The sequence below is a fragment of the Pseudomonas brassicacearum subsp. neoaurantiaca genome, assembly GCF_013608025.1.
Lineage (GTDB): Bacteria > Pseudomonadota > Gammaproteobacteria > Pseudomonadales > Pseudomonadaceae > Aquipseudomonas.
Genome location: NZ_VDLV01000001.1, coordinates 163492 through 184980 on the forward strand (window position 1 = coordinate 163492; position 21489 = coordinate 184980).

Below are 21489 nucleotides of genomic sequence, written 5' to 3' on the forward strand. Positions count from 1 at the left end.
ATCAGAGGAGCGTTTGTCCTCAAGTAAACAGACTGATCGCCCCGGTCAGCAGCGACAACCCCGTCATCAAAAGCGAAAGCAACACCGCCCATTTGATCGTGCTCTTCTGGAAGTCACCAAGGTCTCGGTCGATCATGCCGACCAGCAACAACGTCGACGCCACCAGGGGGCTGATCTGATGCACGGGTTGGCCCAATACCGAGGCGCGGGCGATTTCCATCGGGCTGATCCCGTACGCCGCCGCGGCGTTGGCCAGGATCGGCACGACGCCAAAATAGTAAGCATCATTGGACAACAGGAACGTCAGCGGCATGCTGGTGATCGCCACCACCAGCGGGAACAGATGCCCCCAGGACGGCGGGATGGTATTGACCAACAGCTGTGCAATCGCATCGACCATCTTGGTGCCGGAGAAGATACCGGCGAAGACCCCCGCTGCGAACACCAGCAATACAACGACCATGGCATTGCCTGCGTGGGCGAGCATGCGCTCTTTCTGCAGGTTCAGGTTCGGGTAGTTCATGACCAGGGCAATCACGAATCCCAGCAAGAAACTGATCACCGAATTCAGCAGTCCGGTTACCAGGCACACCATCACCATCGATACCAGTATCAGGTTGGGCACCACGTTCTTCGGTTTTTTATGCTCACCCTGGCCGACGATGGAATCGATGTAGCAGTCATCTCCACCACTGGACAAGGTCATCACGCCGATTCGCCGAACCTCGCGCCCTCCCAGTACATACGCGATGTAAAGCACCCCGGCGGCGCCGATGGCCATGGTCGGCAACAGCGGAATGAAGAACTCGGCGGCGTCCAGTCCGAGCACCGCGATGACCCGAGTCGCCGGCCCGCCCCACGGTGTCATCCCACCCATCACGCTCAGTGAAAGCACGCAGATACTGGCGAGAATCATCGGGTTCATCTGGATGCGTTTATACAGCGGCAGCATCGCCGCGCAGGTGATCATGTAGGTGGTCGTGCCATCGCCATCCAGTGCGGTGGTCAACGAGAGAATGGCCGTGCCGACGGCAATCTTCACCGGATTGCCGTTCACTACACGGAGGATCGTCTTGATCATCGGGTCGAACAGTCCGGCGTCGAACAACACGCCGAAGAACAGGATCGCGAACAGCAACAACGCGGCCGATGGGGCGACCATTTTGATGCCGTCGAGCATCATCTTGTCGGTGGTGAGCGCGAAGCCCGCGATGATCGAAAAGACCACCGGTACGACGATCAGCGCAACGATAGGCGAAAGTCGCTTCGCCATGATCAGGTAGGTAAATACCACGACCATCGATAAGCCAAGGAATGCCAACATGTCAGTTACTCTTGTTTTTATTGGAGAGGACCCGGGACGTTTGCGTGGTCGTCAGCCGGGGACCGTGGCGCCAATGATGCCGTGGCGCTTGATGGCCTCGGCAACGAAGCCGCTGGCCTTGGCCCGATCGACAAAACGTCGCAAGCATTCGGCGGCGTCCTTGCCATAGGCATGGGGAACGCCCATGGCCTGGCGGATCTCCATGAAACGCCCCGGCAAAAGGCGCAGGCCGGGGAAGCGTGTGGTATCGAACTCGAGCTGTTGCTTCACGCCCGCCGCCACATCGGCACCCTCGGCGAGGAAGGTATCGACGACTGTCGGTGAAGTCGGTGAGCGGACAATCCGGGCGTGCTTGAGCTCGCGCGTCAGGTGCAGGTCATAGGCGCTGCCTTTGCCGACGACCAGCGTGAGACCTGGCTGATCGACCTGGCCAGTGTCTTTCAGGTGCGAGTCTTCCCTGACCAGGTAGCAGCCTTCGATCAGCACATAGGGTTCGGTGAAGGCCAATTGTTCGGCGCGAAGCGGGTCGATCGCGAAGAAACCGAAATCGGCCCGGCCCTCGGAAACCGCTGTGACGGATTCACCCGCGCTTTTGAACACGCGCAGCTCAAGCGGCAGCCCGAGCTCCACGGCAAAGGCATTGGCCAGATCGACCGATACACCGAGCGCATTGCCGGCTTCGTCCAGCCGCGCGAGGATGGGATTGCCGACGTTGATCGACGCGCGCAGCACGCCAGTGGGGCTGAAGGCGGCCGCAAGGTTTTCGTGTGATGAAGTCATCTCAGGCCACCCGACTTGCGTATTGATCCAATAACCGTCGGGTGGCGGCATCCACCGGCACGCCTTCGTGCAAGTAGCGCCGCATCTTCTTCAGTTCGATCTCCCCCGGAACGATGACCGGCGACGCAGGCTCGATGGGTGGGCTTTGATGAAGGATCGATGCGAAGTCGCTCATGCGCTCCTTCAGCCAGTCAGCGGAGCCAAGGCGTGCGGTATCGATGAGGATGAAAAAGTGCCCCAGGTTCTGTGGCTCATCCGGCGCATCGACCCAGGATTCCACGTGGGTCAGATAGGCCGCGTTCGAGAGCAACCCCGCCAGCAAATCAACCACCAGCGCGAGCCCGTAGCCCTTGTGGCCGCCGATGGGTAACAGGAAGCCGTCCAGTGCCGCGCGGGGATCGGTGGTGGGCCTGCCGCTGGCATCCGTTGCCCAGTTGTCCGGGATGCTTTCCTGGCGGGTGAGGGCATTGCGGATCTTGGCCCGCGCGACGACGCTCATGGCCATGTCCAACATGAAGTGATTGCCATCGGGATTCGGTACGCCGAACCCCAACGGGCTGTTGCCCAGGCGTGCGTCACTGCCGCCCGAAGGCGCGATCGTGGTGGTCGCGTTGCTGCCGATGATGCTGGCAAAGCCTTGCTCGGCCGCGATGTAGGAATAGGGCGAAACGGGTCCGAAATGATTGCTGCCCCGCGCCAGGACCAGGCCAATGCCGAACTGCCGAGCAATCTTCATCCCGGCCTCCAGCGCGGTCATGCCGACCAGTGGGCCGACGGCATTGCAGCCGTCTACCCGAGCGATGGCGGGGGCAAGCGTTTCCACCGTTGGCTCGGCTGCGGCACTGATGCCGCCGCAGGCCAGGCGCTCGCCATAGGACTCGATGCGGCTAAGGCCGTGAGTGGTCAAACCGAACAAGTCGGCAAGCACCAACACCTCGCAAACCTGTTCGGCGGCTTCTGGCGCAAGCCCCAACCCTTGGAAGGCAAGACATCCCAGCTGGCGCAGGTCTTCAAGGGAAACATCAGCGGATTCGTTTTTGTTGTGCATGGAAATAGCTCATGGATTCGACTGAGTTGACAGGTTGCCGGTCGCTGATTAAAAAGAGAAATGCAAATAAAAGCTTGGTCTATGAGGGAAACGCATGAATTTCGATCTCGCGGATTTGCGCGGCTTTCTCGCCGTAGCGGACCTGGGCAGTTTCAGCGCGGCTGCCCAGGCGCTGCATTTGTCGCAGTCCGCACTGTCGCGTCGGGTCGACAAGCTTGAACTGGCCCTGGGCGTGCAACTGTTCGAGCGCACCACCCGTCGTGTGGAACTCTCCACCATCGGCCGTGGTTTCCTGCCGCGAGCGCGCAATGTGCTGAACGAACTGGAAAATGCGCTGATTGGTTTTCACGACCTGGCCTACCGACTTTCCGGAGAAGTCACCATCGCCTGCGTTCCCTCGGCGGTGGCGTACTTCCTCCCCGACGTCATTCGGCAATACCACGCCAAATACCCGGGAATCCGGGTGCGGGTCATTGATGAGTCGTCATCTGCGATCTTGACGGTGGTGGCCAGAGGGGAGGCAGATTTTGGCCTGACCTACATCGGCACCCAGGATGCCGACGTGGTGTTCCAGCCGTTGCTGGAGGAGTCGTTTGTCGTTGCCTTGCAAGTCGGCCATCCGCTGACCGAACGCGAATCACTGACCTGGGACGACCTGACAACGGTGGACTACATCAGCCTCGCGCAGGGCAGCGGCAATCGTTTCCTCATCGACCAGGCACTCGCCAACCGCGATATCCGGCCCCGGTCGTTTTGTGAGGTGAAGCATGTCCCAGCGCTTGTGAGCCTGGTAGAGGCAGGGCTGGGTGTGGGGGTGGTGCCCAAGCTGGCCATGCCGGCGGAAGGGCATGCGACCCTGGTCACGCGCCCTTTGACGAATCCGGCGATCAGCCGAACCCTGGGGCTCATTTCACGTCGCGGACGAACGCTGTCCCCCGTGGCGCAGTTGCTTTTCGACCTGTTGATGGGGATCAGGACGTAACGTCCGCTGCGTTGGCTGTCACGCAGTCTGTCGATCAAGCGATTCGTGGGGTTCTTGCGCAGGTAACGCGTCGCGTTCGGCGAAGATGCTCGCCATTTCCGCCGCATGTTCGGTTCCCCATGTGCACAATGGGATGATCGCTTCGGCCAGGCTGGAGCCCAGCGGAGTCAGCGCGTAGTCCACCCGTGGCGGCACTTCCTTGTAGTCGGTCCGTGCCAGTACGCGGTCGGCTTCCAGGTCTTTCAGTTGCTGGATCAGCACTTTGTCGCTGACGCCCGGGATCAGGCGCTTGAGTTCGCCGTAACGCTTCGGGCCGTTGCGCAGAAAAAACAGGACGAGCGGTTTCCACTTGCCCGAGATGATGCGCAGCGTGGCATTGAGCCCGCATCCGGTGTCGCAGATTTCAGGAGATGTCGTCATTTTTTGATACTTACCAAAAGGTGCATACTTGTCCTTAGGTTATCAGGGCTTCATCCTCGTTCTCAAGCAATCAGTTTTCCTGCTTGCGTACAACGCCTACGAGGAGGCACGACATGACCAGACTGAATGGAAAGACCGCAGTGATCACCGGCGGCGCTACCGGCATCGGCCGCGCTGCCGCCAAACGCTTCATCGAGGAGGGCGCCTTTGTTTTCATCTTCGGCCGCCGCCAGTCAGCGCTCGACGCTGCCGTGGCCGAGCTTGGCCCGAATGCCCGGGCGGTCAAGGGTTCGGTTTCCGATCCGGCCGACCTTGATCGACTCTACGCGGCGGTGAAGGCCGAACGCGGGACCCTCGACATCGTCTTCGCCAATGCGGGGGCGGGCAGCCCACTGCCGCTCGGCCAGATCACCGCCGAGCACATTGACGAAACCTTCGAAACCAACGTCAAGGGATCGATCTTCACGGTCCAGAAGGCATTGCCGCTGATGGGCCAGGGCGGTTCGATCATCCTGACCGGCTCCAGCGCCGGCACTACTGGTGCTCCGGCATTCAGCGTCTACAGCGCGAGCAAGGCGGCCGTGCGCAACCTCGCCCGGACCTGGGCGGAGGACCTGAAGGGCACCGGCATCCGGGTCAACGTGCTGTCGCCCGGGCCGACGGCGACCGAACTGGCAAAGGAAGCGCTGGGCGAGGAGGGCATGAAGGTCTTCGCCTCGATGAATCCGCTGCAGCGCATGGCTGATCCGGAGGAAATCGGCGCCGTTGCCGCCTTCCTGGCATCTGCGGACAGCAGCTTCATGACCGCCAGCGAAGTCGCCGTCGACGGTGGCCTGGCGCAAATCTGATTTTTCGCGCCCGGCCGGTCGCTCCGTTCGAGAAGCGGAGCCCGCAGGGCGAAGTCACCTGAGGAAAACCCTATGAGCTACGCAATTATCGGCTTCGGCAAGATCGGCCAGGCGCTTGCCAAGGCCTTTGCCCGAAGCGGCATTGACGTCTGCGTTGCAACCACGCGTGACCCTGAAAGCTTTGCCTCCGCTGCGGCCGCGATCGGGCCCGAGGTCATTCCCAAGACACTGGCGCAAGCCATCGAGGCGGACGTTATCTTCCTAGCGGTCCGTTTCGAGTCGCACCGGGAGGTCGCGAAGGCGCTGCCGAGCTGGGAGGGCAAGACGATCATCGATGTGACAAACGCCTATGGCGTATCCCCTGAAGAGCTCGGTGGCCTGCCTTCTTCCAAGGTGGTCGAGCAGGCGTTTGCGGGGGCCAGGCTGGTGAAGGGATTCAACCATTTGACCGCCACTGTCCTCGAACAAGATCCGACGGTACAGGGCGGCAGGAGAGTCGTGTTCCTGGCGAGCGACGATGAGGGCGCAGCGGAGCAGGTGGGTGCGCTTGCGCAAAACCTGAGATTCGCCCCCATCATGCTGGGAGGGCTTTCGGAAGGAGGATTGCTGGTGCAAGCGCGGGGAAACAGCTGGGGCAAACTGATCTTCAAGGACCTGGTCAAGTTCGGCTGATGAGTCGAGCTACCTGTTCTGATTCGACCAGGCTCAGGCGAACAAATCGCCGCCGGGGCCTGATCGTAATGGTTTGTCAGATCCTGTTCATGCCGTACGGCCACCGAGCACTTCCGCCACCCAGTCGGCAATGTACTGGCCGGCATTGATACTGTTGTCGAAACTCGAATGCTGCACGCCGCCCTCGCGTTCGGTGAAGATTTTCAGTTCGCGTTTCGGGCTGTTGACCAACTGGTCGTAGGTGCGGTGTGCCCATTTCAACGGGATCTGTGAATCTTTCTCGCCATGGGTGACCAGGAAGGGCACCTTGATGCGATCCAGGATGCCGTCCAGATGGACCTGCTCGGCGATGGCCATGAACTGGTCCGTGTCTTTGGCGCCCCAGACCCAAGACACATGGGACCAGTAATGCGGCACCGGGAAACTGCCTTCCTTTTCCAGGCGACGCTTCTGCACGTCGCGCCAGTCATGATTGGCGCCCCATACCACACCGCACGCAAAGCGCGGCTCGAAGGCCACGGCGCGCGGGCAGTAATAACCACCGAGCGACACGCCTTCCAGGCCAATGCGCCTGGCGTCGACATCGTCGCGGGTTTCCAGCCAGTCCACCACGCGGCTGGCCCAGTGTTCGCTGTCAAACCGCGCCGTCAGGTCATGCAGGCGCAGTGCTTCGCCCGTGCCGGGCTGGTCGATGATCAACGACGACACGCCACGTTTCGCCAGCCAGGCGGGGAGGCCGACGCGGTATTTCATTTCCTTGGTGGAATCCAGCCCATTGACCTGCACCAGGATCGGCGCGGGGCCGCTGACGCCTTCGGCACGGACCAGCAGGCCGCTGAGGTGTTTGCCCTCGTAGGGGATTTCCACGCGCTCACAGTTTTCCCTCGACAGTTCGATGCCGCGCTGGAAGGTCTGTAGAAAACGCTGGTACAACGCCGTGCGGCCAGGCGCACCATGGGCCTGCAGGCGTTCGCAGCTCAGGTAATAGGTGGCGGCGCGGTTGTATTTTTCACCGGCGGACAACATCCGTCCCTTGCCTTCGTCTTCTTCAGCCAAGCCGCACAGCTTGTCGGCCATGTTCGCCCAGGTTTCACGGAAAGCCTGGCTGCCGGCGGCATCCGGCTGCCTGGCAGCGTCTTGCAATGGCGCGCACATTTCCTCGATTTCGCCGATGCGGGCGCCCATTTCAATGGCCAGGTCGACGGAAAGGTTCCACACGTAGTTGGTTGGAAAGTAGCGAAACATGATTGTTGTTGTCCTTGTGCAAGCAAAGGCAGGCGGCCAGGTCCGGAGCGGGATCGCCAGACCTGACGGTTCGAAGCAGGCTAAGGGGAGGCCGGTAGTTTGGCCAATCGCGAGTCGGGATGGGAGGTATTGCGAACGGCGATGGAGGGGGCGTGCACCATCGGTTTGAGGCCATGGGCTGCACGCCAGCGAAAAGCTCAAGCAGCGGGCAGTCGCTACTGCTCCAGCTCGTTGATGATCTGGCTGATTTTCGCCCGCAGCCAGCGGTGCATCGGATCGCCTTCCATCGTGCGGTGCCAGAGCATGAACTCACGCATCACCGGGATTTTCACCGGCGGCTGCACGATGCGCAGCGGCAGGTAGTTGGCGTAGAGCCTGGCCATTCGCTGGAGCATGGTCGCGATACGCTGGGTGCCGACGATCAGCTGTGGCAGGGTGTTGAAGTCGTGGGTCACCACTTCCATGCGGCGGGTGAGGCCGTATTGGCTCATCAGCCATTCTTCGACGCTCAGTTGCCGGTTGCGGCCGAAGATCACCGAGACGTGACCCATCTCGATGTACTGATCCAGCGTGATGCTGTCGCCCACCAGGGTATTGCCATCCCACACGACGCAAACGTGTTCTTCTTCGAACAGCAACTGCGACGGATGGCCTTCGATGAGGTAGCGCTCAGGCACGATCATCATGTCCGCTTCGCCGCGCATCAGCAGCTCGGTGGACGTGTCGCCGGGGCCCAGCAGTTCGAAGGTGATGTGCGGGGCTTCCAGGGAAATCTTCTGGATAACCCGGGCGAACAGGACACTGATCAGGTAGTCCGAGGTGATCAAGCGGAAGTGGCGCTTGCTGGTGGCGGGATCGAAGACCGGTTTGGCGGTAATCGAGGACTGGATCGTCAGCAATATCTCCCGTACCGGCGCCGCCAGTTCACGGGCATAGGGCGTGGGTTGCATCTTGCGCCCGACCTGCGCCAGCAGTTCATCTTCGAAATACAGACGCAGCCTGCCCAGTACGCCGCTGGTAGCGGATTGAGTCATGTGCAGGCGTTCGGCGGCGCGGGTGATGTTCTGCTCTTCCAGCAACACATCAAGCGCCACCAGGAGATTGAGATCCAGGTGGTTGAAACGCATGGCGGTCTCGATTCTTGTATTTATTTTGTAAATACATTCCGACCTTCCTATCGCGGCGTCAAGCCCCGCAAGCGGGCGAATCGAGTGATGCCTATCCAATATTCCCCGCCGCTTGCGCGGTGCCGGCAGGTATCGCATTTGCCGATAGGTCGCATCCCGACAAGCGATTAGTCAGTGAATTCCTGCCCCTTCAGTATCGGCCCACAGTCGGTTGGCGGTGACGCTTCATCGACTCCGAAACCTGTCTTGGCAGCGCACAGACGGAGCCCCCGGGCGGGGCCTGGCCTTGAGCTGAATAATTACAATGGAGCGGTAACCATGAACATCATCGGTCTTGATGCCTTGATTTTTGGCGTCGACGATATTCAAGCCTGTACTCATTGCCTGCGTGATTACGGTCTGCAACCTGTCGATGTCGACAGCGAGGGCGGTCGTTTCGAAGCGCTCGACGGCACGGCGGTGATTATCCGCCGGGCGGATGACGTCCGTTTGCCAGCGGCCATCGGGCCCGCACCCTCGATTCGTGAAACCGTCTATGGCGTGGCCGGCTTGGCGGATCTCGAGGCCATCGCCGATGAGCTGGGGCGCGATCGCCCGGTGACTCGCGGCGCCGACGGTTCCGTGCACAGTGTGGATGACATGGGTTTCGCCATTGGTTTCCAGGTCAGTGTGCGACGCCCGTACAGCGCGCCCGCCGATCTGACCAACGCACCGGGCCATGCTCCCCAGCGTCCGGTCAACCAGCCGGCAGTCAACCCGGACATGCAGGCCTTGCCGCGCACGTTGTCCCATGTGGTGTATTTCGTGCCGGACGCGGTCAAGGCCGAAGCCTTCTACAAGCGCCTGGGCTTCGTGACCACCGATGCCTTCGTCGGCGCGGGCCCGTTCATGCGTCCGGCCGGTTCCGATGACCATCACTGCCTGTTCATGATCCAGACGCCGCCGCACATGAAGGGCTGCGAGCACTTCACCTTTCACCTGGGCAGCGGCACGGAAGTGCTGCTGGCCGGACGCCGTTTCGAACAGCAAGGCTGGACCAGCTTCTGGGGCCCGGGCCGCCATCTCTTCGGCTCCAACTGGTTCTGGTATTTCAACAGCCCCCTGGGCTGCCACATCGAATACGACGCCGACATGGACAAGCATGACGACGCCTGGCAAGCGCGCCAGGCGCCGCTGTCGGCGGATAACTCGCAGCTGTTCCTTTTCACCTCCCGGGAGAAATGGTTCCCGAGCGGCCCGCCGCCCAAGCAGGCCTGAGTGCGGATTTCGTCCATGAGTCATGAAGCGTTGATGCTGTGCCGCCTGGATGAATTGGTCGAAGGGCAGTCCCGCGGGTTCGACCCTCTGGGCACCGGAAAGGACAGCGTGTTTGCCCTGCGCCATGACGGCGAGGTGCGGGTTTATCGCAACCGTTGCCCGCATCTGGAGGTGCGCCTGGAGTACCGCAAGGACCGTTTTCTCAGCGTCGATGGCCGCCAGATCATCTGTTACGCCCACGGTGCCAGGTTCCTTCCGGACACTGGCGTGTGCGTCTACGGACCATGTCTGGGCGAAAGCCTGATTGCTCTGCAATGGCACGCGGAGGCCGATTGGCTGGTGCTCCAAGCCGGCCAATTGGAGGTGCCTGCGGGGTCATGAACGTATCGCGGTTTCTGATACATCGTATCCCTACATGCGATTAGTCAAACGCCTGCTTTGCCGAGAAAGTGAACACAACCCGGCAGCGAATGCGTGCAAAAACAGTCGGTAGGCCTGGCTGGATTGCGGCACGGTTTTACCAGAAGAACTGACATACAAAAAAAACAATAAGAGGGTTACTTCGATGGCTACTCGCAAGATCGCTGCGTCGCGGCGCGTCCCCTTTACCCTGACCCTTGCTGCGAGCCTGGGACTTGGCGCCTCGGCTGCCCAGGCCTTCCAGATCGATACCGGCAATCCCGATCTCAGCTTGCGTTGGGACAATACGCTGAAGTACAGCGCGGCCTGGCGGCTGAAGGATCCCAGCAGCAAACTCAGCGAGGGCCAGACGGCGCTGAACCAGAATGACGGCGATCACAACTTCGGCAAGGGGTTGATCTCCAATCGCCTGGATATTCTTTCCGAACTGGACATTGGTTTTCACAACTTCGGTGCCCGTCTGAGCGGCGCCGCCTGGTACGACACCGTGTACCAGGACCGCAACGACAACAACGACGCGGCCAGCGCCAACCAGCGGTCGGTGGGTTTCGACGAATTCACCCACGACACCCAGCAATTGCACGGTGGCGACGGTGAACTGCTGGACGCCTTTGTCTACTGGAACGGTGAACTGGCCGACCGTACCTTGTCGGTTCGCGCAGGGCGCCACGGCCTGATCTGGGGCGAGAGCCTGTTCTTCGGCGGCAACGGGATTGCCGGGGCCATGGCGCCGGTGGACGTGGTCAAGGCGCAGTCGGTGCCCAACACGCAGTTCAAGGAAATCACCCGGCCGGTCAACCAGCTCTCGACCGCCTACCAACTGACCGATGATCTGTCATTGGGCGCCTTCTACCAGTTGGAGTGGGAAGCCACTCGCTTGCCTGGCGCCGGCAGCTATTTCTCCACCAGCGATACCATCGGCGACGGCAATGAACGGCTGATCACGGGTGGGCCATTCCCGGATTTCCTCGGCGGCAATGCCAACAGCCCAGCGGCGTTTTTCCATGGCAAGGACAAGAAGGCCAGGAATTCCGGCCAGGGCGGCCTGCAGCTCAAGTACAACACCGGGACGACGGATTACGGCCTGTACGCGCTGCAGTACCACGAGAAAACCCCGACGTTGTATTTGAAGCCGAATGCCACCGGGCCGAACTTCAGCACCGGGCAGGTCGGCGAATACTCCTGGGTCTACCCGGAAGATATTCGCGTACTGGGGGCCAGTTTCGCGACCTCGGTGAATGAGTACAGCTTTGCCGGCGAGGCATCGATGCGCTGGAACATGCCGCTGGTGTCCAACGCCCAGACCGTCCTGCCGGGCGTCGACGCGGACAACAACGATGACGCCCTCTACGCCGTCGGCCGCACGGCCCACGTCAACCTCAACGTCCTGGCTTCGCTAGGCCCTTCCTTTGTTGCCAACGAAGCCAGCCTGGTGGGCGAGGTCGCCTGGAACCGCCTGCTGGCCGTGACCAGGAACCGTGCCGCGCTGGACCCCAACGCCACCGATGACGGCCTGGGCTTGAAGCTGGTGTACACGCCGACCTATCGCCAGTTCTTCCCGGGCGTGGATATCAGCGTGCCCTTGGGCATCAGCTATTTCCCCATGGGCAAGTCGGCGGTGATCAGCGGGTTCGGTCCCGACCGGGGAGGGGACATGAACGTCGGTGTCTCCGCCACCTACCTGGACCAAGTGACCGTGGGGCTGACCTACACCCACTTCTACGGTCCCGAGGACACCAGCCTCAACGCCGCCAACCAGTTCAACTACAAGCAGTCGCTGAAGGACCGGGATTACCTGGCTTTCTCCGTCAAGACCACGTTCTAAGAGGATTTGCGCATGACCATTCAGTTCACTCTAAAGGCCTTGTGCTTAACCCTGCTGGCCGCCGCCGCGCCGATCGCCCTGGCCGCCAGCGTCGAGCAAGCCGCCGCGCTGGGCAAGACCCTGACGCCCTTCGGCGCCGAGAAGGCCGGCAATGCCGACGGCAGCATCCCGGCCTGGGACGGTGGCTACACCAAGGTCGAGCCGGGCTATGTGCCGGGCGGCAAGCGCAGCGATCCGTTTGCCGCCGACAAGCCCTTGTTCAGCATTACCGCGCAGAACCTGCCCAAGTACGCCGACAAGCTCAGCGACGGCACCAAGGAGCTGTTCAAGCGCTTTCCGGAGACCTATCGCATCGATGTCTACCCGACCCGGCGCACGGCGGCCGCGCCGCAATGGGTCTATGACAATACGTTCAAGAATGCGACCCGCGCCAAACTGATCAACAGCAGCGCCGGCCTGATTCCCGACGGTGCCTATGGCGGAATCCCGTTTCCGATTCCACAGAACGGAACCGAGGCGATCTGGAACCACGTGTTGAACTGGCGCGGCACTTCAGTGGCGGGGCATTTTCGCCACTATCTGATGACGGCCGACGGCAACCAGGTGATGACCAGCGACGGCCTGTTGACCCAGGAAATGCCTTACTACTTCCAGGAAGGCGGCCCCGAAAACTACTCGGGCGACTACTGGCTGGTGCACTTCGTCAATCTCGGCCCGGCGATTCGTGCTGGCGAGCAAATTCTCGGGCGTGAAAACATCAACGGCGACAAATCCCAGGCCCATGTCTACCTGAGCGGCCAGCGCCGCGTGCGCACGCTACCCAACGCTTGCTGTGATACGCCGACGCCTTCCACCGCCGGGGTCATGTCCTTCGATGAGTTGAGCGTGTGGGGCGGGCGTACGGACCGGTTCGACTGGAAACTGGTAGGCAAGCAGGAGATCTACGTTCCCTACAACACCAACAAGGTGCAGAACGCTGCCCAGCCGCAGGACCTGCTGGGCAAGCACCATCTGAACCCGGATTACGTGCGCTGGGAGTTGCACCGCGTCTGGGTGGTCGAGTCGACGGTGGCCGCCGGCAAGCGCCACCAGTTGCCCAAGGGCCGTTACTACCTCGACGAGGACACCTGGCAAGCCCTGCTCGGCGACCGTTGGGACGCCAGCGGCCAACTGGCCAAGACCCTCTGGTCGCTGCCTTCCGTATTGCCCGACCTGCCAGGCCTGGTGCAACTGTCTTCCGGTTTTTATGACCTGACCTCCGGTGCGTGGTTTATCCAGAACCTCTATGCCGGGTTGCCCGAGCAGTATCGCGCGGTGGACCGCTACAAGGCCTCGGAGTTCTCGCCAGCGGCGATGGCTGGACGCGGCGTGCGCTAACCGGGCTGAGAGCCAGGGGCAGGCCCGTCGGTCTGCCTTTGGGGGACGAGTGTTTTTCCGAGGTAGGTTATGAACAGAATCAGTCAGGCGGGCGCCTTGCTCCTGGCCCTGTGTCTGCCGGTCGCCGCGAGCGAGTGCCTGGCCGGGCCGGCTGCCGTGGACGTGCCGCTGAAGACCCCGGCCATGCAGGTATCGGCTGCACAGAACGGTGTATTGATCGATCTGGCGCGTGCCGGTACACGCCTCGTCGCCGTGGGTGAGCGCGGGCTGGTGGTGTTTTCCGACGATAACGGGCAGAGCTGGCGTCAGGCTTCGGTGCCGGTGTCGGTCAGCCTGACGGCGGTGCAGTTTGTCGATGCGCAACAGGGCTGGGCGGTCGGCCACGCAGGCGTGGTGCTGACGACGCGTGATGGTGGCGAGCACTGGACGCTGCAACTCGACGGCGTGCGCGTGGCGCAGCTGGAACTGGAGGCCGCCAAGGCCGAGCAGGCCACCGCGGCCAACCCGGACGACGCCCTGGCACGGGTCCAAACTGCCGAGCGTCTGGTTGCCGATGGAGCGGACAAACCCTTCCTGGCGCTCCAGTTCATCGATGCACACCGTGGGTTGATCGTCGGGGCCTATGGCTTGGCGCTGCAGACCACCGATGGCGGCGCGACCTGGCAGTCATTGATGGGGCGCATCGCCAACCCGAACGGCTTGCACTTGTACGCCATCAGTCGCCAAGGGCCACGTTGGTTCCTGGCGGGCGAGCAAGGTTACCTGGCGCGCTCGGACGACGACGCGACGTCGTTCAGCCAGTTGGACAGCCCTTACGAAGGCACTTTCTTCACGCTGCAGAGCCGTGCCGATGGCGCGCTGCTGGTCGCTGGGCTGAAGGGCAATGCCTTTGTTTCCAACGATGCCGGCACAAGCTTCCAGCGCCTGTCAGTCCCTGTACCGATTTCCTTCAACGACGCCACCCGCCTGGCCGACGGCCAAGTGTTGCTGGTCAACCAGGCCGGCACGCTGTTTCGCAACGGCGGGGAGGCGCTGCTGCCATTTGGCAAGCCGTTGGGCAAGCCTGTTTCAAGTCTGATCGAGGCCGCCGATGGCAGCCTGGTCGTCGCCGGTTTCACCGGGCTGCAGCGTATTGCGCAGCCAGCCACTGCCGCTTCGGAGTGAGGTTATGACGTCCCCTGGTAAGTTCCCCCAATCCCCTGCGAACGCGTTCGACGATTTCGATCCGCGCTCCGGCTCGATGCTCGAACGTGCATTGTTCAACCATCGCCTGTGGGTGTTGCTGCTGTGCCTGGCGACCACACTGGTGTTGGGTTGGCAGTCCAGTCGTGTCGAGCTCAATGCCAGTTTCGAAAAAATGATCCCCACCCATCATCCCTACATTGCCAACTACCTTGAGCACCAGCAGGAGTTGAGCGGGCTGGGCAACGCCTTGCGCATCGCCGTGGTGAACAAGCGGGGCGAAATCTATGACGCTGACTACCTCAAGACCTTGCAGGCGTTGAGCGACAAGATCTACCTGCTGCCCGGTGTTGATCGCGCCTATATGAAATCGTTGTGGACGCCCGCCACGCGCTGGGTCGCCGTGACCGAAGCCGGCCTGGAAGGCGGGCCGGTGATCCCGGATAACTACGACGGTGGTTCCGACAGCCTGGCGGCCTTGCGGCGCAATGTGCAGCTGTCCAACGAAATCGGTCAGTTGGTGGCATTCGACCAGGCCTCGAGCATCATCCAGGTCCCGCTGTTGCAGCGCACCCCCGACGGCAGGCCCTTGGACTACACCCGGTTGTCGCAACAGCTGGAATCGCTGCGCAGCCAATACCAGAGCGACAGCGTTGATATTCATATCACCGGTTTCGCCAAGAAAGTCGGCGACCTGATCGCCGGCCTGCGGCAGATCCTGATCTTCTTCGCCGTGGCGATCCTGATCACCACCGTCGTGCTGTATTGGTACACCCGCTGCATCCGCAGCACCTTGCTGGTGGTGTTCTGCTCATTGGTGGCGGTGGTCTGGCAGCTTGGCCTGCTGCCGTTGCTGGATTATCAGCTGGACCCTTATTCGGTGCTGGTGCCGTTCCTGGTGTTTGCCATTGGCATGAGCCACGGGGCGCAAAAGATGAACGGGATCATGCAGGACATCGGTCGCGGCATGCACCGTGTGGTCGCCGCGCGCTTCACTTTCCGTCGCCTGTTTCTCGCCGGCCTCACAGCGCTGCTCTGTGACGCGGTCGGTTTCGCGGTGCTGATGATCATCAAGATCCAGGTGATCCAGGACCTGGCGATGATCGCCAGCATCGGCGTCGCGGTACTGATCTTCACCAATTTGATCCTGTTGCCGATATTGCTTTCCTATGTCGGCGTCAGCGGCCACGCGGCGCGGCTGAGCCTGAAAAGCGAGCACGCCGAGCAAGCCGGCCAACATCGTCATGGATTCTGGCGCTTCCTCGATCTGTTCACCCGGCGTCGCTGGGCGGCATTGTGCATCGCCTTGAGCCTGGCGTTGGCGACGCTCGGCTTCGTGGTCAGCCTGCAATTGAAAGTCGGTGATCTCGATGCGGGCGCACCCGAACTGCGGGCTGATTCGCGCTACAACCAGGACGACGCGTTCCTGACCCGGCACTACGGCGCCAGCAGCGACCTGTTCGCGGTGATGATCAAGACGCCCGCCAGTGCCTGTTCGCGCTATGACATCCTGAACAAGGTCGATGCCCTCGACTGGCAATTGCGCACCTTGCCAGGTGTCGACTCGACCAATTCCCTGGCGCTGCTCAACCGCCGGATGCTGGTAGGCCTCAGCGAAGGCAGCCCGAAGTGGTACGAGCTGCAGAACAACCAGGCGATGCTCAACATGATCACCGCCGGGGCGCCACGCGGGCTCTATAACGAAGACTGCAGCCTGCTGACGCTGTATGCCTACCTCTCCGACCACAAGGCGCAGACCCTGACCGGCCTGGTGGATCACGTCGAGCAGTTCGCGGCGGCGAACAATACCGATGACGTCCAGTTCCTCCTGGCTGCCGGCAACGCTGGAATCGAGGCCGCGACCAATATCGTCGTCAAGCAGGCCAATCGGGAAATGCTGTTCTGGGTCTACGGCGCCGTGATCCTGCTCTGCCTGGTGACGTTCCGCTCCTGGCGCGCCACGGTGTGCGCGGTGATTCCGCTGATGCTCACCTCCATCCTCTGCGAAGCGCTGATGGTCTGGCTGGACATCGGCGTCAAGGTCGCGACCCTGCCGGTGATCGCCCTCGGCGTGGGCATCGGCGTGGACTACGCGCTGTACGTGATGAGCATCCTGCTCGGTCACATGCGCCAGGGCACCAGCCTGTCTGAGTCGTATTACCGGGCACTGCTGTCCACCGGCAAGGTGGTGATGCTGACCGGTGTGACCCTGGCGATCGGCGTGGCCACGTGGATGTTTTCGCCGATCAAGTTCCAGGCCGACATGGGCGTGCTGCTGGCGTTCATGTTCGTCTGGAACATGGTCGGCGCCCTGGTCCTGTTGCCGGCCCTGGCGCACTTCCTGTTGCCGAGCGAACGGATCAGCCGGGAACAGGCGTCGGCTGATCCCAGCCCACCGACACGTTTGGCGCTCACGCCAGCCGTGGTCGAGGAGGGTGATTGCCTGCACCAGGCCCTTGGTTCGCAGGCCTCGGGGCACGATCAACGCGCAACGCCCTGCGCCCAACCCATCGCGTCATGACAATAAGAAAGGATGTTCCCATGCCTCGCATGTATCAGCTCCAGCAGCATCTCTGGCTAGCGCTTCGAACCGGTCTGGTCGCTTTCGGGGTGGCGTTCTGCGCGACCCAACCACCGGAGGTGCGTGATGAACGTTGAACGCCAGGCGCGGCTGCCGCAGTCGTTGTTGCTGTTGCTTGGCAGTTGCCTGCCGGTTCTCGGCGCGGTGCTGCTGGCCCCCGTCTTGCCGCGCATGCAGGAACACTTCGCCGACACGCCGGGCGTCGCGGTGCTGGTTCCCATCGCCTTGACGCTACCGGCGCTGATGATTGCCCTGTTGGCACCGTTCGCCGGAATCATTGCCGACCGACTCGGGCGCAAGTCGTTGCTGATCGGCGCGATGTGTCTCTACACCGTCTGTGGCGTGCTGCCGCTCTGGCTGGATTCGTTGCAGGCGATCGTCGTCAGCCGCGCCGGCATCGGCCTGGCCGAGGCGGCAATCATGACGTGCTGCACCACGATGATGGGCGACTACTACAACGGCGCGCGGCGTGAACGCATGTTCGCCCTGCAAATGGTCGCGACCTCGTTGTCGGCGGCGATTTTCATTGCCATCGGGGGCGTGCTGGGTGAGCACGGCTGGCGCACGCCGTTTGCGCTGTATGGCTTGGGGCTGGTGTTGCTGCCGCTGATGGCCTGGCTGTTGTGGGAGCCGCGCGGGCATGTCGTCGCCGCGAAAAAGGCCATGAACAGGCCATTTCCGTGGCGCGCCTTGGCACCGTTGTACGCCCTGTCATTCCTGGCTGGATTGAGCCTATTCATCGTGCCGGTACAAGTCGGTTATCTGCTCAACCTGCTGCATGTCGAAGGGTCGCAGCAGATTGGCTTGACCATGGGCGCCAATCAACTTGGCGTGCTGGTCGGCGCGTTGAGTTTCCGCTTGTTCAGTGGCGTGCCGGCGTACCGGCAGATGCTCTTGGCCTTCGTCGCCGCAGGTATCGGCGGCGGGTTGCTGGCGGTGGCCGGCAGCCATGGTTGGGTGGTGATCGCCGTACTGATCAATGGCCTGGGTATCGGCCTGATGATGCCGACCCTGCTCACCTGGATCATGGCCCAGGTCGACTTCCAGCAGCGTGGCCGCGCCGCCGGTGGTTTCACGTCGATGTTCTTCGCCGGGGAGTTCGTCAGCCCGCTGGTGGTGCTGGCGATCACCGGCGGGGTGACCAGTGAGTTGCCCGCCGCGCTGGGCATTTTTGCCGGAATTCAACTCTTGGTGGCCGTGGCCTGTATTCGATTGCGTGGCAGCGGCTCGGCTTTTTCCGCTGCGGTTGCGGCGCAGCCTGAGCGCTGATCTCACGTCTCAACAAAACAAGAACAAGAGGAGAGCAACATGAGCTATTTGCTCAACACCTGGTACATCGCTGGGTGGGCGGATGAGCTGGCGCCTGGTGCGATGCTTGGCAGGACCATCGTCGAACGACCCATGGTCTTCTTTCGCGACAGCCGGGGCGCGATCCAGGCGCTCGCCGATCGTTGCCCGCACCGTTTTGCCCCGCTGCACATGGGCAAGGTTGTCGGCGACAGCATCCAGTGCCCGTACCACGGCTTGCGTTTCGAGGGCAGTGGCCAATGCACGCACAATCCCCATGGCGAGGGAAATATCCCCAAGGCTGCTTGTGTTCGTGGGTTCGCGGTTGTTGAGCGCCACGGCGCGATCTGGGTGTGGCCGGGCGATCGGCACTTGGCAAGCGATGCGCTGATTCCTGATTTTTCCTTCTTCGAACAGGCGCCCACCCATGCCAAGGGACACGGGTATTTGCCAACCCGGGCGCATTACGAATTGCTGTCCGACAACATCATGGACCTGAGCCACGTCGACTTCCTGCACCCGGATACCCTCGGTGGCGGAGCGTTGTCACGCACCCGCGCCACCGTCGAGGAGCTGCCCAACGATCGTGTGCGCATCAGTTGGTGGGCCGCCGATGATGTCCCTCCGCCGGCTTTCGGCGCTCACCTTGAAGACCCGACCCGGGCAGACGTCTGGGCCGAAGTCGTCTGGCACGCGCCTGGCCTGATGCTGCTGGGCAGTGGCGCCACCGCGCCAGGGCGTCCCAGGGAAGAGGGGCCGGTGACGTGGAACCTGCACCTGATGACCCCGCAGGACGCGACGAATACCCATTATTTCTTCGCCAACACGCGCAGTTTCGAGCAGGACAACGCCCAGTTGAATGCCTTCGTCCAGGACATGCTGATCGGTATTTTCGCCGGTGAAGACAAACCCATGGTCGAGGCGCAGCAGCACCAGATTGGCGAGGTTGACTTGCTGGGTCTCAACCCGGTGTTGCTGCCTGTCGATGCCGGAGCCGTGCGCTGTCGGCGGGTGTTGCGTCGTTTGATTGAGGCCGAGTGCGCGGCGACGCACGCCAGCCCGTTAGCAAGCTTTGAAAAAGAGGAATCGCGATGAGCTTTCTACGCAACGTCTGGTACGCAGCCGCCTGGGGAACCGAGGTCAAGGCTGGCGAGCTGTTTCAACGAACCCTTCTCAATGAACCCGTGGTGTTTTTTCGCGATACCCAAGGTACCGCCCAAGCCATTGCCGATCGCTGCCCGCACCGTTTCGCACCGCTGGGAATGGGAGTCCTCAAAGGCGATGCGGTGCGTTGTCCGTATCACGGCCTGGAATTCGACGGCAGCGGCACCTGTGTGCATAACCCCCACGGTGATGGCGCAATTCCCAAGGCGGCGAAGGTCAAGACCTACCCGCTGGTCGAGCGCCATAGCGTGCTGTGGATCTGGATGGGCGATCCACAACTGGCCGATGCGACGCTGATCGCGGATTTCAGTTGCATGGACGATGACCATTGGTACGTCGGTAAACGCTACCTGCACGCGCGGGCCAACTACGTGCTGGAAACCGACAACATCATGGACCTGGGTCATATCGAGTTTTTGCACCCGTCTACGTTGGGTGGCGATGGCGTGAAGAGCGCGTTGACCAGCGTGCAGGAGGAGGGCAACACCGTTTGGTCCAACCGCCAGACTGTTGCGGAAATCATGCCGGAATTTCTCTACAGCGCCTGGAACATTGCGCAAGGCACGCCGGTGGACCGTTGGATCGATGTGCGCTGGGATGCCCCGGCTAACATGTTGTTGTTCTCCGGCGCGGTGGCGACCGGGCTACCCAGGGCCCAGGGCATTTCCACACCGATCCCGCACCTGTTCACCCCGGAGACCGAGACCACGACTCACTACTGGTTCTCAGTCTGCTTTCCCAAGGCAATGGGCGAATTCGCCGAGCGATTCGCCGACGAGCAAGCGGCCGCGATCAACCGGCCCTTTGCCGACGAAGACTTGCCGATGCTTGAGGCGCAGCAGCGCATGATGGGCGATGCGTCGTTCTGGGACTTGAAGCCGGTCCTGCTGGTCGGTGATGCAGGCGCCATCCGCGCGCGGCGTGTGCTGGATCGCATGATCGCTGCCGAGCAGCCTGCAGGTGCCAAGTGATGATTGAAGTCGTCGTCACTCGCAAGCGGCGCGAAGCCGAAGGCATCTACAGCTTCGAACTGGCCCCGGTCGAAGATCGCCTGCTGCCTGCCTTCAGCGCTGGCTCGCATGTCGATGTGCAGTTGCCTGATGGCTTGGTGCGCCAATATTCATTGTGCAATCACCCCGAGGAGCGGCACCGCTACCTGCTGGGCGTGTTGCTCGATCCCGCGTCTCGCGGCGGTTCCCAGGCCATGCACGAGCAAGTCCAGGAAGGCAGCCGGTTGCGCATCAGCGAGCCGCGCAACCTGTTCCCGCTGGAACATGGTGCGGGCTTCAGCCTGTTGTTCGCGGGCGGTATCGGCATCACGCCGATCCTTTGCATGGCCGAGCGCCTGGCGCGGATCGGCGCGCCTTTCGAGTTGCACTACTGCGGTCGTTCGGCCGGGCGCATGGCCTTCATCGAGTACATCCGCCAGTCGGCGTTCGCCGATTGCGTGCATGTCCATGTGGACGACGGCGAGGATGCCCAGCGTCTCGACAGCGCTCGGATTCTGTCCACGCCGTCCAGTGATCGTCACCTGTATGTCTGCGGCCCGAATGGCTTCATGGAGCATGTGCTCGGTACTGCACGCGCGCAGGGCTGGGCCGAGGCGCAACTGCACCGCGAATACTTTACCGCCGCCGCTGCGCCGGCCAGCGAGGCGGGCGGGTTCGAGGTGCAACTGGCCAGTACCGGGCAGTGTTTGCAGGTGCCTGCCGCGCTCAGCGTGGCCCAGGTGCTGCTGGAGGCCGGCATCGATATCCCGTTGTCCTGCGAGCAGGGCATCTGCGGCACTTGCCTGACGCGCGTGCTGGAAGGCGAGCCGGATCATCGCGACATGTTCCTGACCGATGCCGAGCGAGCGCGCAACGACCAGTTCACGCCTTGCTGCTCGCGCGCCAGGAGCGCGCGGTTGGTGCTCGATCTTTAAGGTTTTTCCCATGAATTCATTTTTAC

General features: G+C 62.1%; 19 protein-coding genes. 13 read left to right on the plus strand and 6 right to left on the minus strand.

Going from position 1 to position 21489, the window contains the following annotated elements; genetic code table 11:
- Positions 1-19: 19 nt before the first annotated feature.
- The 3 genes from FHK92_RS00720 to FHK92_RS00730 are packed head-to-tail and all read right to left on the minus strand — an operon-like array spanning position 20 to position 3152.
- The gene (locus FHK92_RS00720) at positions 20-1324 is read right to left on the minus strand and encodes a CitMHS family transporter (protein ID WP_181286333.1); all 1305 of its coding nucleotides are present in this window, start codon (positions 1322-1324) and stop codon (positions 20-22) included.
- Between the two features lie 51 nt (positions 1325-1375).
- Complete coding sequence (locus FHK92_RS00725; RefSeq protein ID WP_181286334.1) at positions 1376-2104, minus strand: ABC transporter substrate-binding protein; 729 nt, start codon at positions 2102-2104, stop codon at positions 1376-1378.
- 1 nt (position 2105) lies between these two features.
- Positions 2106-3152: an Ldh family oxidoreductase gene (locus FHK92_RS00730; protein WP_181286335.1), complete on the minus strand. Its 1047-nt coding sequence runs from the start codon at positions 3150-3152 to the stop codon at positions 2106-2108.
- A 94-nt stretch (positions 3153-3246) separates the two neighbouring features.
- Here FHK92_RS00730 and FHK92_RS00735 point away from each other — a divergent pair, with 94 nt between their 5' ends.
- Positions 3247-4134: a LysR family transcriptional regulator gene (locus FHK92_RS00735; protein ID WP_181286336.1), complete on the plus strand. Its 888-nt coding sequence runs from the start codon at positions 3247-3249 to the stop codon at positions 4132-4134.
- Between the two features lie 18 nt (positions 4135-4152).
- On the opposite strand, the gene FHK92_RS00740 is transcribed toward FHK92_RS00735, so the two are convergent.
- Positions 4153-4554, minus strand: coding sequence for a winged helix-turn-helix transcriptional regulator (locus FHK92_RS00740; protein ID WP_181286337.1), 402 nt, complete (start codon positions 4552-4554; stop codon positions 4153-4155).
- 113 nt (positions 4555-4667) lie between these two features.
- Here FHK92_RS00740 and FHK92_RS00745 point away from each other — a divergent pair, with 113 nt between their 5' ends.
- Positions 4668-5402, plus strand: coding sequence for an SDR family NAD(P)-dependent oxidoreductase (locus FHK92_RS00745; protein WP_181286338.1), 735 nt, complete (start codon positions 4668-4670; stop codon positions 5400-5402).
- Between the two features lie 72 nt (positions 5403-5474).
- Complete coding sequence (locus tag FHK92_RS00750; protein WP_181286339.1) at positions 5475-6074, plus strand: NADPH-dependent F420 reductase; 600 nt, start codon at positions 5475-5477, stop codon at positions 6072-6074.
- Between the two features lie 87 nt (positions 6075-6161).
- Here the strand turns inward: FHK92_RS00750 and FHK92_RS00755 are convergent, their stop codons facing one another.
- Together FHK92_RS00755 and FHK92_RS00760 are read right to left on the minus strand one after the other, a co-directional pair.
- Complete coding sequence (locus FHK92_RS00755) at positions 6162-7319, minus strand: alpha/beta hydrolase family protein (protein ID WP_181286340.1); 1158 nt, start codon at positions 7317-7319, stop codon at positions 6162-6164.
- Between the two features lie 215 nt (positions 7320-7534).
- Positions 7535-8446, minus strand: coding sequence for a LysR family transcriptional regulator (locus FHK92_RS00760; protein WP_181286341.1), 912 nt, complete (start codon positions 8444-8446; stop codon positions 7535-7537).
- A 318-nt stretch (positions 8447-8764) separates the two neighbouring features.
- Here FHK92_RS00760 and FHK92_RS00765 point away from each other — a divergent pair, with 318 nt between their 5' ends.
- From FHK92_RS00765 to FHK92_RS00810, 10 genes are all read left to right on the plus strand, one after another.
- Complete coding sequence (locus FHK92_RS00765) at positions 8765-9703, plus strand: VOC family protein (RefSeq protein ID WP_181286342.1); 939 nt, start codon at positions 8765-8767, stop codon at positions 9701-9703.
- A 15-nt stretch (positions 9704-9718) separates the two neighbouring features.
- Positions 9719-10084 (plus strand): Rieske (2Fe-2S) protein, encoded by a 366-nt coding sequence (locus FHK92_RS00770; protein ID WP_181286343.1) that lies wholly within the window; start codon positions 9719-9721, stop codon positions 10082-10084.
- Positions 10085-10268: 184 nt separating this feature from the next.
- Positions 10269-11948 (plus strand): DUF1302 domain-containing protein, encoded by a 1680-nt coding sequence (locus tag FHK92_RS00775; protein ID WP_181286344.1) that lies wholly within the window; start codon positions 10269-10271, stop codon positions 11946-11948.
- A 12-nt stretch (positions 11949-11960) separates the two neighbouring features.
- Positions 11961-13325: a DUF1329 domain-containing protein gene (locus tag FHK92_RS00780; RefSeq protein WP_181286345.1), complete on the plus strand. Its 1365-nt coding sequence runs from the start codon at positions 11961-11963 to the stop codon at positions 13323-13325.
- Positions 13326-13394: 69 nt separating this feature from the next.
- Complete coding sequence (locus FHK92_RS00785; protein WP_181286346.1) at positions 13395-14489, plus strand: WD40/YVTN/BNR-like repeat-containing protein; 1095 nt, start codon at positions 13395-13397, stop codon at positions 14487-14489.
- A 4-nt stretch (positions 14490-14493) separates the two neighbouring features.
- The gene (locus FHK92_RS00790; protein ID WP_181286347.1) at positions 14494-17028 is read left to right on the plus strand and encodes an efflux RND transporter permease subunit; all 2535 of its coding nucleotides are present in this window, start codon (positions 14494-14496) and stop codon (positions 17026-17028) included.
- 126 nt (positions 17029-17154) lie between these two features.
- The gene (locus FHK92_RS00795) at positions 17155-18357 is read left to right on the plus strand and encodes an MFS transporter (RefSeq protein WP_181286348.1); all 1203 of its coding nucleotides are present in this window, start codon (positions 17155-17157) and stop codon (positions 18355-18357) included.
- Between the two features lie 39 nt (positions 18358-18396).
- Positions 18397-19470 (plus strand): aromatic ring-hydroxylating dioxygenase subunit alpha, encoded by a 1074-nt coding sequence (locus FHK92_RS00800; protein WP_181286349.1) that lies wholly within the window; start codon positions 18397-18399, stop codon positions 19468-19470.
- The gene (locus tag FHK92_RS00805; RefSeq protein ID WP_181286350.1) at positions 19467-20510 is read left to right on the plus strand and encodes an aromatic ring-hydroxylating dioxygenase subunit alpha; all 1044 of its coding nucleotides are present in this window, start codon (positions 19467-19469) and stop codon (positions 20508-20510) included. Before FHK92_RS00800 ends, FHK92_RS00805 begins: the two co-directional genes overlap by 4 nt.
- Positions 20510-21463 (plus strand): PDR/VanB family oxidoreductase, encoded by a 954-nt coding sequence (locus FHK92_RS00810; protein WP_181286351.1) that lies wholly within the window; start codon positions 20510-20512, stop codon positions 21461-21463. The genes FHK92_RS00805 and FHK92_RS00810 overlap by 1 nt, the downstream gene beginning before the upstream one ends.
- The last annotated feature ends 26 nt before the right edge of the window (positions 21464-21489 follow it).

What these genes read in the sequence shown, in the direction of transcription:
- FHK92_RS00720 (WP_181286333.1), bottom strand. Translation starts at nt 1,324, where the DNA reads ATGTTGGCATTCCTTGGCTTATCGATGGTCGTGGTATTTACCTACCTG.
- FHK92_RS00725 (WP_181286334.1), bottom strand. Translation starts at nt 2,104, where the DNA reads ATGACTTCATCACACGAAAACCTTGCGGCCGCCTTCAGCCCCACTGGC.
- FHK92_RS00730 (WP_181286335.1), bottom strand. Translation starts at nt 3,152, where the DNA reads ATGCACAACAAAAACGAATCCGCTGATGTTTCCCTTGAAGACCTGCGC.
- FHK92_RS00735 (WP_181286336.1), top strand. Translation starts at nt 3,247, where the DNA reads ATGAATTTCGATCTCGCGGATTTGCGCGGCTTTCTCGCCGTAGCGGAC.
- FHK92_RS00740 (WP_181286337.1), bottom strand. Translation starts at nt 4,554, where the DNA reads ATGACGACATCTCCTGAAATCTGCGACACCGGATGCGGGCTCAATGCC.
- FHK92_RS00745 (WP_181286338.1), top strand. Translation starts at nt 4,668, where the DNA reads ATGACCAGACTGAATGGAAAGACCGCAGTGATCACCGGCGGCGCTACC.
- FHK92_RS00750 (WP_181286339.1), top strand. Translation starts at nt 5,475, where the DNA reads ATGAGCTACGCAATTATCGGCTTCGGCAAGATCGGCCAGGCGCTTGCC.
- FHK92_RS00755 (WP_181286340.1), bottom strand. Translation starts at nt 7,319, where the DNA reads ATGTTTCGCTACTTTCCAACCAACTACGTGTGGAACCTTTCCGTCGAC.
- FHK92_RS00760 (WP_181286341.1), bottom strand. Translation starts at nt 8,446, where the DNA reads ATGCGTTTCAACCACCTGGATCTCAATCTCCTGGTGGCGCTTGATGTG.
- FHK92_RS00765 (WP_181286342.1), top strand. Translation starts at nt 8,765, where the DNA reads ATGAACATCATCGGTCTTGATGCCTTGATTTTTGGCGTCGACGATATT.
- FHK92_RS00770 (WP_181286343.1), top strand. Translation starts at nt 9,719, where the DNA reads ATGAGTCATGAAGCGTTGATGCTGTGCCGCCTGGATGAATTGGTCGAA.
- FHK92_RS00775 (WP_181286344.1), top strand. Translation starts at nt 10,269, where the DNA reads ATGGCTACTCGCAAGATCGCTGCGTCGCGGCGCGTCCCCTTTACCCTG.
- FHK92_RS00780 (WP_181286345.1), top strand. Translation starts at nt 11,961, where the DNA reads ATGACCATTCAGTTCACTCTAAAGGCCTTGTGCTTAACCCTGCTGGCC.
- FHK92_RS00785 (WP_181286346.1), top strand. Translation starts at nt 13,395, where the DNA reads ATGAACAGAATCAGTCAGGCGGGCGCCTTGCTCCTGGCCCTGTGTCTG.
- FHK92_RS00790 (WP_181286347.1), top strand. Translation starts at nt 14,494, where the DNA reads ATGACGTCCCCTGGTAAGTTCCCCCAATCCCCTGCGAACGCGTTCGAC.
- FHK92_RS00795 (WP_181286348.1), top strand. Translation starts at nt 17,155, where the DNA reads ATGAACGTTGAACGCCAGGCGCGGCTGCCGCAGTCGTTGTTGCTGTTG.
- FHK92_RS00800 (WP_181286349.1), top strand. Translation starts at nt 18,397, where the DNA reads ATGAGCTATTTGCTCAACACCTGGTACATCGCTGGGTGGGCGGATGAG.
- FHK92_RS00805 (WP_181286350.1), top strand. Translation starts at nt 19,467, where the DNA reads ATGAGCTTTCTACGCAACGTCTGGTACGCAGCCGCCTGGGGAACCGAG.
- FHK92_RS00810 (WP_181286351.1), top strand. Translation starts at nt 20,510, where the DNA reads ATGATTGAAGTCGTCGTCACTCGCAAGCGGCGCGAAGCCGAAGGCATC.